At 42.5% G+C, this 8061-nt stretch carries 8 protein-coding genes; 5 read left to right on the top strand and 3 right to left on the bottom strand.

Going from position 1 to position 8061, the window contains the following annotated elements; all coding sequences use genetic code 11:
* Positions 1-206: 206 nt before the first annotated feature.
* The 4 genes from QZ379_RS11100 to QZ379_RS11085 are packed head-to-tail and all read left to right on the top strand — an operon-like array spanning position 207 to position 2547.
* Positions 207-713, top strand: coding sequence for a sigma-70 family RNA polymerase sigma factor (locus QZ379_RS11100; RefSeq protein ID WP_291564542.1), 507 nt, complete (start codon positions 207-209; stop codon positions 711-713).
* Positions 710-1168 carry a hypothetical protein gene (locus QZ379_RS11095; RefSeq protein WP_291564539.1) on the top strand — a complete coding sequence of 153 codons (459 nt, stop codon included), beginning with the start codon at positions 710-712 and terminating at the stop codon, positions 1166-1168. Before QZ379_RS11100 ends, QZ379_RS11095 begins: the two co-directional genes overlap by 4 nt.
* A gap of 13 nt (positions 1169-1181) precedes the next feature.
* On the top strand, positions 1182-1631 hold the full coding sequence (locus QZ379_RS11090) for a DUF6108 family protein (RefSeq protein ID WP_291564536.1): 450 nt from the start codon (positions 1182-1184) through the stop codon (positions 1629-1631).
* A gap of 28 nt (positions 1632-1659) precedes the next feature.
* On the top strand, positions 1660-2547 hold the full coding sequence (locus QZ379_RS11085; protein ID WP_291564533.1) for a hypothetical protein: 888 nt from the start codon (positions 1660-1662) through the stop codon (positions 2545-2547).
* Positions 2548-2619: 72 nt separating this feature from the next.
* On the opposite strand, the gene QZ379_RS11080 is transcribed toward QZ379_RS11085, so the two are convergent.
* The 3 genes from QZ379_RS11080 to corA are packed head-to-tail and all read right to left on the bottom strand — an operon-like array spanning position 2620 to position 5554.
* The gene (locus QZ379_RS11080) at positions 2620-3813 is read right to left on the bottom strand and encodes an esterase (protein WP_291564530.1); all 1194 of its coding nucleotides are present in this window, start codon (positions 3811-3813) and stop codon (positions 2620-2622) included.
* Positions 3814-3862: 49 nt separating this feature from the next.
* Complete coding sequence (nth, locus tag QZ379_RS11075; RefSeq protein WP_291564527.1) at positions 3863-4510, bottom strand: endonuclease III; 648 nt, start codon at positions 4508-4510, stop codon at positions 3863-3865.
* Between the two features lie 6 nt (positions 4511-4516).
* Complete coding sequence (gene corA, locus QZ379_RS11070; RefSeq protein WP_291564525.1) at positions 4517-5554, bottom strand: magnesium/cobalt transporter CorA; 1038 nt, start codon at positions 5552-5554, stop codon at positions 4517-4519.
* Positions 5555-5811: 257 nt separating this feature from the next.
* Between corA and QZ379_RS11065 the strand changes: the two genes are divergently transcribed.
* Entirely contained in the window at positions 5812-8001 is a 2190-nt protein-coding gene (locus tag QZ379_RS11065; protein ID WP_291564522.1) for an ATP-dependent RecD-like DNA helicase, read from the top strand.
* Positions 8002-8061: the final 60 nt, after the last annotated feature.

Below are 8061 nucleotides of genomic sequence, written 5' to 3'. Positions count from 1 at the left end.
ATTAATTATCAATGTGCTACGTTTGCAAATATATGTTCTTTCCTTGAATCTGACAAAGCTTTGAGGATATTTTTATCAGGAATGTAATTGCTGCCAAATAATGAGATTTCCAGATAAAAATAAAAAATATTCATCTTATCTGTTACAAAACCAATATCTTTACGTTTACCTTCTTGAAAACAAACAGTACGGACCCGATAAAAAGCATGAGTAAAGAAACACTGACATCGACTTTTACTGAACTGAGGAAGAATTTTCTCAGGCTTGCAATGCGTTTCCTTCCCAATAAGGAGGATGCCGACGATGCACTTCAGGAGGCTTTCTTCCGGTTGTGGCGACATGCTGACCAGATCGGTTCGCGCGAGGAAGCGGAGGCGCTTACGGTAGTGACGGTGAAGAATCTGTGTATTGACACACTGCGCAAGAGGAACAATATTCCTACTGTAGAGTTGGATGAGAACAGGGATGAATCCGTTTGCGACCAGGCTGATGAGAGTATTGAGAGAGAAGAGCGTTTCCGCACGTTGGAACGTATCATAGAACTCAGGCTGACCCCTCTGCAACAACAGATTTTACGGATGAAAGAGTATGAAGGGAAAAAGTATGATGAAATAGCCGAAATACTCGGAATGCAGGAACCGGCTGTGCGGATGCAACTGTCGAGAGCTAGAAAAGAAATCAGGGGTTGTTATTTAAAACAGATGGAACGATGAAAGAAAACGAACGAACTTATCAGCAGTGGAAAGAGTTGGCGGAACGCTATTTTGAAGCTGAGACAACAGATGTTGAAGAAGAAGCATTGGCACGTTTTCTCGCCACACCGGCTTCGCAAGGGAAGGAGTTCGACGAACTTCGTGTCGTAATGGGATTTGTCGCTACAGGACGTGCAATACACAAAAGGCAGCGTACGCGTAGAGTACGGTTGAGATATTATGCGGCAGCCGCAGCTATTACGGGAGTACTGGCCTTGACTGCTGTATGGCAGGTGACGGAAAGGACTAACGTCTGTGTGGCCTATATCAACGGCGAGCGTTACACTGATAAGGAAATAGTTTTTTCGGAGGCTATGAAATCCATCGATAAAGTGCGACATGATTTGCCGCAGGAAACAGTTCAGGAACAATTGTCAGACATCTTTCAGACAATTGGAACATCAGTTGAAAACTAAAAAATAAAGAGATATGATAAGACGATTGATTATACTGGGAATTACCATGCTGGCTGTGTTGCCTATGTCGGCACAGAAGGGCATGCATGTGGAAACCTTGTTCGACGGTCGCTTCAAGCATGACAAGAGGGCAGTAGAGGTTCTTATCAAAGGTAAGGAACTGAAGAAATATCATCTGACGCTTTTCCGTAGTCTGACAGTGACAGATGCTCCGGCATTCTCGGATGAGATAGAGGCACTAGTTGTAAAGGATGCGGAAACGGCTGTTGACAAGGAGGTTGGGAAAATTGGCTCGCAGTTGTATTATGGTTTCTATTGTTTCCCGCCACAGGATGAAAGTTGCCGTTATCTGTTTTATAGGAATACCTCTGTTGTTCCGGACGGTACAAAGAAACCGGAAGTCACGGTGGTATATATGGAAGGACAAGTTACTCTGGAAGAACTGAAGCGGATGTTTAAATAGGAAGAAACAAATAAAACATTATAAAGATATGAAGAAAATGATTTTGCTTGTAGCAACATTGCTGATTGCGGCAGGCGGGTATGCTGAAAGTAAAGACTCATTGAAGGTTGAAAATGTAATGAGTATTGATAACCCTGATAGGGTAACAATAACAGAGTCAAACAACCGCATGAAGGTAGAAATTGACGGTAAGAAAGACAATCCTGATTTCCGTTATGTCCGTGAGGTGGAAATATCCCCTTCGGATGTTTCGGTCACAAAAGAACGTAACAGTGACTGGGATTTCAATATCCCGTTCAGAAAGCATACAGAAGAACAGAAACGTAAACGGAATGCATTTGTGGTCAAGGACTTCAAGATAGGACTTTCTACCGCTCAGGGAGCTCCTGACAATATGGATGTAACCATGGGTTCTTCGTGGGAAATTACTACTCCTTCGTTTGGTTGGGAATGTTATCCTTGGAGAACAAGGACTTCTTTTTCTATTGGAGTGGCTTGTAGTTGGCGCAATTACCGTATGACTGGCAAACAGCGCTTTATAAAAGAGTCTGGAACGGATATGTCTATCGGCGCTTACCCTGAAGGTGCTGATATTCAGTTCTCGCGTATCAAGGTTTTCAGCTGGGCTGTTCCAGTAATGTTTACTCACGAAACGAAAAATAATTTCAACTTCAGTTTCGGGCCGATTATCAATTTCAATACGCATGCCAGTATGAAAACTCGTTACAAACTGAACGGAGAAAAGTTTAAACTGACGGATAACAATATTCATCAGACTCCTGTAACAGTTGATATTCAGGCTTCATTCGGTTTCAAGACTTTAGGATTTTATGTAAAATATAGTCCATGTAAGGTGCTTGATACTACGTATGATCCGGAGTTCTCGGCATTGTCTGTAGGACTAGTCGTATTCTGATATAAATAGGAAAGAGCAACCAAGGTCTTAGGCTTTTGGTTGCTCATTTTGCTATAATTTATATTAATATTTTTATTTGAAAATCATTGTAGCGAATTCAGACAGATAAATTCTCCAGTTGCGCCAGATATGTCCGCCGTCGCTTTCTCTATACACATATTTGTAGTTGTGCTTGTCAAGCAACTTTCTGTATTCCACGTTGGCATCATACAGGAAGTCTGTCTTTCCTATCGCAATCCAGTAAAGTTTAGGAGCCTTATTGAACTGTTTAGCCAGTTTCTCTTCCATGTTTTTGTAGATATCTGAATCTTTTTCCTTATCGGGAAGTATTGCTGCAGAGAAAAGACCTACATAATCGAATTTATCCGGATATTCTTTGGAAATATGAAGAGAATGATATCCACCCATTGATAGACCTGCTATAGCACGTCTGGATTTTTTATTCTCAACTCTGTAATTCTTCTCTATGAATTTCATTATTTCAGGGAAGGTTGTCTCCATGGTGCCTTCCATTGTTCTGGGAAGATTCATAGTTGGTTTGTACATTCCTAAAGACGATTCTCCCGGAGCAGCTTCCTGATCTACATTTCCGTTTGGCATAACCACTATCATAGGTTCTGCCTTTCCCTGAGCTATAAGGTTATCCATTATCTGTGCTGTCCTTCCAAGAGTGGTCCAGGCATCTTCGTCGCCACCCATTCCGTGAAGCAGATAAAGCACAGGATATCGCTTGTTGCTGTTTTCATAGCCTGCAGGGGTATAGACTGTCAGTCGGCGGTCATAGCCTAAGGCTTCACTGTGATACCAGCGCTTCGTTACAGTTCCGTGAGGAACCTTGTTTACGCTGTATAAGTCGCCAGGTTCTCCCTTGACTATGAATATGTTGAAAACTGATGCTACATCACGGCTCACATAGACATTGTTCGGATCTGTCACTTTCAGACCGTCAACTATAAACGAATAATTGTAAAGCTCTGAAGCCAGAGGTTGTGGAGTGGTATATTCCCAAATACCGTTCTTGCCTTCTTTCAACTCGGTATATCCCGGTACATCTACCTTGCCGAACTGAGTATCCATTTTTACAGTAGGCAGGAAGTCGCCTGTAACCTTTACTTGAACCGCTTTAGGTGCATGAAAACGGAAAGTTACGGTATTGTCCGGGTGTATTTCAGGCGAAGTGATGTTCTGTCCACCCCATAATGATTCTTGGGCGGAACAAGTCAGACTTATAAATAAGGCTGATAATAAAAGATTTAATTTTTTCATGGTGTAATATTATTTCTTGTTTGAGTTTATTGATGTTGATATGAATAATTTATTCAGGTTTGACTTTAAGGGATTCTTTACATATTCCGTTTAATCCACATTCCGAACATTTAGGCGAACGTGCAATGCAGACATATCTTCCGTGCAGTATCAGCCAGTGATGAGCTTTTGGAACAATATCCTTTGGAATATATTTCATCAGATAATTTTCAGTGGCGAGCGGAGTGGTGCATGATTTGGGTACCAATCCGATTCTGTGGCTTACGCGGAACACATGTGTATCTACTGCCATTGCGGCTTTATTGAAAACCACGCTTTGTATCACATTTGCAGTCTTGCGGCCCACACCAGGTAGTTTCACGAGCTTTTCCAGTGTGTCCGGCACTGTACTGTTGTATTCGCTTACGAGCATCTTTGCCATTCCTACCAGGTGTTTTGCCTTATTGTTTGGGTAGCTCACACTGCGGATATATTCGAATATCACTTCGGGACTGCTGGCTGCAAGCGCTTCGGGGGTAGGGAAGTCGTGAAACAACGGTGGAGTTATCATGTTCACACGCTTGTCCGTACATTGCGCGCTGAGTATCACTGCAATGAGCAGTTCAAAAGGGTTTGAGTAATGTAGTTCGGTTTCTGCCACCGGCATTGCCTTCTCAAAATATTCTATAACCTTATTGTATAATTCTTGTTTACGCATAGTCTGTTACCATTTTTTGTGTCTGAAAAAGAAGAAAAGTGAGATACCCATAGTCAGCATAAGGCTCCAGGCAAAGAGATATCCGTATTTCCAGTGCAGTTCGGGCATCCATTCGAAGTTCATTCCCCAAATTCCTGCAAGGAATGTCAGAGGGATGAAGATTGTGGAAACTATGGTGAGTTGTTTCATGATGTCGTTCAGTCGCTGGTCGTTTCTTGATATGTATAGGTCAACGATGGCCGTTATAAGGTCACGACAGCTTTCCATTGTCTGAAGTACGAATTGCAGATGGTCGTTCACATCGTTGAAGAACGGACGTTGCTGTTCATTCAGCAGTTCATTGTCGGCATGAAACAGCTTGTTTATGTGTTCCTTCATTGGGAAGATACATTTCTTTATTATACGGTAGTTTTTCCTGTATTTCTGTATATTCTCTATTCCCGGTGCATCCGGATTGTGAGGAACGATTAAAGCTTCTTCCATATCTTCCAGCTCATCTTCCATTGTTGTCAGTACGGACATGAAATTAGCCATAGAGCTGTTCAGTATCACACTTAGCAGATAGTCTGACTGGCGGTGACGGATCTTTAAGGTATTTTTGTTCAGCGCTGAAATAATCTCATTGAAGAAATCTGTCTCTTTTTCTACGAATGTGAGGACATATGATTTGCCTTGAATGATACATAGTTGCATCGATTCATAATCTCTTTCTTCGTTCATAGTCAACAGTTTGATGATGATAACATTGTAATCATCGTGTTCTTCCACTTTCGTTAGGTGTTCCGGATTAAGGATATCCTGAGTGGTCAGAAAATCGATGCAGAACATCTGGCATATATTTTTTATTTTATCAGTATCCTGCATACCGGTAATCTGTATCCAGTTTATTTCGTCCTCGTTCATTAATTCCTGAAGGTGCTCGAATTCTATATCCTTGTGAAATGTGATGGAATCTTTCTTATAGGAACAAAGATTTATCTTGGTGGGAAACTTGTTGTCACCCGTGTACCTCAGTTGTTCTGTAAGTAGGTTGTTTTTGGTCATGATGGAAACTCTATTAAATACAGCTTCAAAAGTAAAAATAATATGTGAGATTATAAATATTTGCTATTGGCTATTTGAATATTCCCATTAAAATTCAAACAATTATCAGTCAATATTTTTACTTGGTTTCTTTATTACTTTTTTTGCTGCAAGTTGAAAAATGTTGCTTTTTTTTGAAATAACCTCTATTTTTGTGTCATAGTAGCGGAATTCAGAAGAATCCTGAAGTATTGTAAGTATTATAAGAGAAGACGGAAATGCAAAAACTGCGCTGTGTAGTAGAACGTATCACATACCAGAATCCTGAGAACGGATATTCGGTGATGAGGGTGAAGGTAAAAGGTTATGATGAACTGGTTACTCTGGTGGGAAATCTCCTGGAGGTACCGGCAGGAAGTGTGCTTTTGTGTGAGGGCGACTGGAAGGTAGATAAACGCTATGGTAGTCAGTTCGTGGCTCAGACATGGGAAGAGGTGATGCCAGCCACTCTTTACGGCATAGAAAAGTATCTGGGAAGCGGACTGGTGAAAGGTATCGGACCTAAGTTTGCACAGCTCATCGTGAGCCGTTTCGGTCTTGATACTATCGAAATTATAGAGACAGATATAAAACGCCTCTATGAAGTGCCGGGAATAGGCCAGAAACGAGTAGAGAAAATAGCTGAGAGTTGGGAAAAACAGAAGGACATTAAGAATGTAATGCTCTTCCTGCAGGGATATGGGGTGAGTACCGCTTATGCCGCAAAGATCTATAGACAATACGGCAAGGAAAGTATTGACACCGTGAAAACCAATCCATATAAACTGGCGGATGATATTTGGGGAATAGGTTTCAAGACAGCCGACACTATTGCCTCTAAAATGGGTTATGAGAAGAATGGCCTGCGCAGACTGAAAAGTGGAGTCACATACACACTGAGCTGTATGGCCGAGGAAGGCAATGTCTATGCCGAGGAAGAGCAGCTTGTAAAATCTGCAATTGAACTGCTTGATGCCGATGAGACTCCCGTTCGTCAGGCTATATCCGAGATGCTACAGAGTGAAGACCTCATAGCTGATGCCGAAGCCATATATATGCCACCGTTCTATTATGCCGAAGTCGGTACAGCAAACCGCCTGAACAAATTGCTGGACTGTGTGGAAGGCAGTCTGTTCAATGTAATTCCTGATATTTCAGTTATATCAAAACAGACGGGGATAGAGTATGACGAGGTGCAGGCAGAAGCCATTCGTGAGGCTGTATCTTCTAAGGTGATGGTCCTTACAGGAGGTCCCGGAACAGGAAAAACTACTACCACACAAGGTATTATAGCAGCCTTGAAAGCTATGGGTCTACGCATTCTGCTCGCGGCGCCGACCGGTCGTGCAGCCAAGCGCATGTGTGAGGCTACCGGAATGGAGGCCAAGACCATTCACCGTCTGTTGGAGTACAATCCTAAAGATGGATATAAACGTAATGACGATAATCCTTTGGAGGGGGATGCGCTCATTGTGGACGAATGTTCAATGATAGACCTCCTGCTGATGAACAATCTGATGAAGGCAATTCCGGCAGGTATGCGTCTAGTGTTGGTAGGCGACATCGACCAGTTGCCGAGTGTGGGTGCCGGAAACGTGCTGCGTGATATCATCGACAGCAAGAGAATACCCGTCATCCGCCTGACACGTATTTTCCGCCAGGCACAGGAAAGCCGTATCGTCATGAGTGCGCATGCCATAAATAAAGGTGTATTTCCAGATACAAGCAACGGTAAGCATACTGATTTTTTCTTTATCCAACAGGATGATCCGGAACAGGCTGTAGATACAATCGTCAAGTTGGTGAAAGAGCGTCTGCCTAATGCGTATAAACGTCCGACAAGCGATATACAGGTCCTTACACCCATGCAGAGAGGGGTAGTGGGGGCCGCCAATCTCAACATGGCGTTACAGACTGTCTTGAATCCCGGGCAGGTGTCATTGAACCGCAGTGGATATTCATTCCGTCAAGGAGACCGTGTGATGCAGCTGCGTAATAATTACGATAAAGAGGTGTTCAACGGTGATTTGGGCTATATCGAAAGAGTAGATATGGAAGACAGAACATTGTTTGTCTGCTTCGATGGAAGAACGGTGGAGTATGATGTATCTGAACTGGACGAGCTGACACTTGCTTATGCTACTACCATTCATAAATCACAAGGTTCCGAGTATCCCATTGTAGTAATGCCTGTGCTGATGACTCACTATGTAATGCTTCAGCGCAATCTGATTTATACCGGAATTACACGTGCTAAAAAAATCTGTGTGCTGGTAGGTACAAAAAAAGCATTAAGCTTCGCCATACGTAACTTGTCGGTACTGAAACGTAACACAAAGTTGAAGGAACGCCTGAATGCGCTTGACGGTCAGTCTGCAAAAGTATCTATGGCTGCTGAGCCGGGTGCAGATTATGGAAAGCGTGGATAATGTATATAATTTAAGTTTCGCAAGTCAGTATGAAAGTTTATAAGAGGGTATAAAAGAAGG

This window comes from Bacteroides sp. (assembly GCF_019417265.1).
Lineage (GTDB): Bacteria > Bacteroidota > Bacteroidia > Bacteroidales > Bacteroidaceae > Phocaeicola.
Note: the sequence above shows the minus strand (reverse complement) of the source record. Positions and strands in the feature narration are given on the sequence as shown.

Coding starts and splice junctions, on each gene's coding strand:
- QZ379_RS11100 (WP_291564542.1), top strand. CDS start 207: ATGAGTAAAGAAACACTGACATCGACTTTTACTGAACTGAGGAAGAAT.
- QZ379_RS11095 (WP_291564539.1), top strand. CDS start 710: ATGAAAGAAAACGAACGAACTTATCAGCAGTGGAAAGAGTTGGCGGAA.
- QZ379_RS11090 (WP_291564536.1), top strand. CDS start 1,182: ATGATAAGACGATTGATTATACTGGGAATTACCATGCTGGCTGTGTTG.
- QZ379_RS11085 (WP_291564533.1), top strand. CDS start 1,660: ATGAAGAAAATGATTTTGCTTGTAGCAACATTGCTGATTGCGGCAGGC.
- QZ379_RS11080 (WP_291564530.1), bottom strand. CDS start 3,813: ATGAAAAAATTAAATCTTTTATTATCAGCCTTATTTATAAGTCTGACT.
- nth (WP_291564527.1), bottom strand. CDS start 4,510: ATGCGTAAACAAGAATTATACAATAAGGTTATAGAATATTTTGAGAAG.
- corA (WP_291564525.1), bottom strand. CDS start 5,554: ATGACCAAAAACAACCTACTTACAGAACAACTGAGGTACACGGGTGAC.
- QZ379_RS11065 (WP_291564522.1), top strand. CDS start 5,812: ATGCAAAAACTGCGCTGTGTAGTAGAACGTATCACATACCAGAATCCT.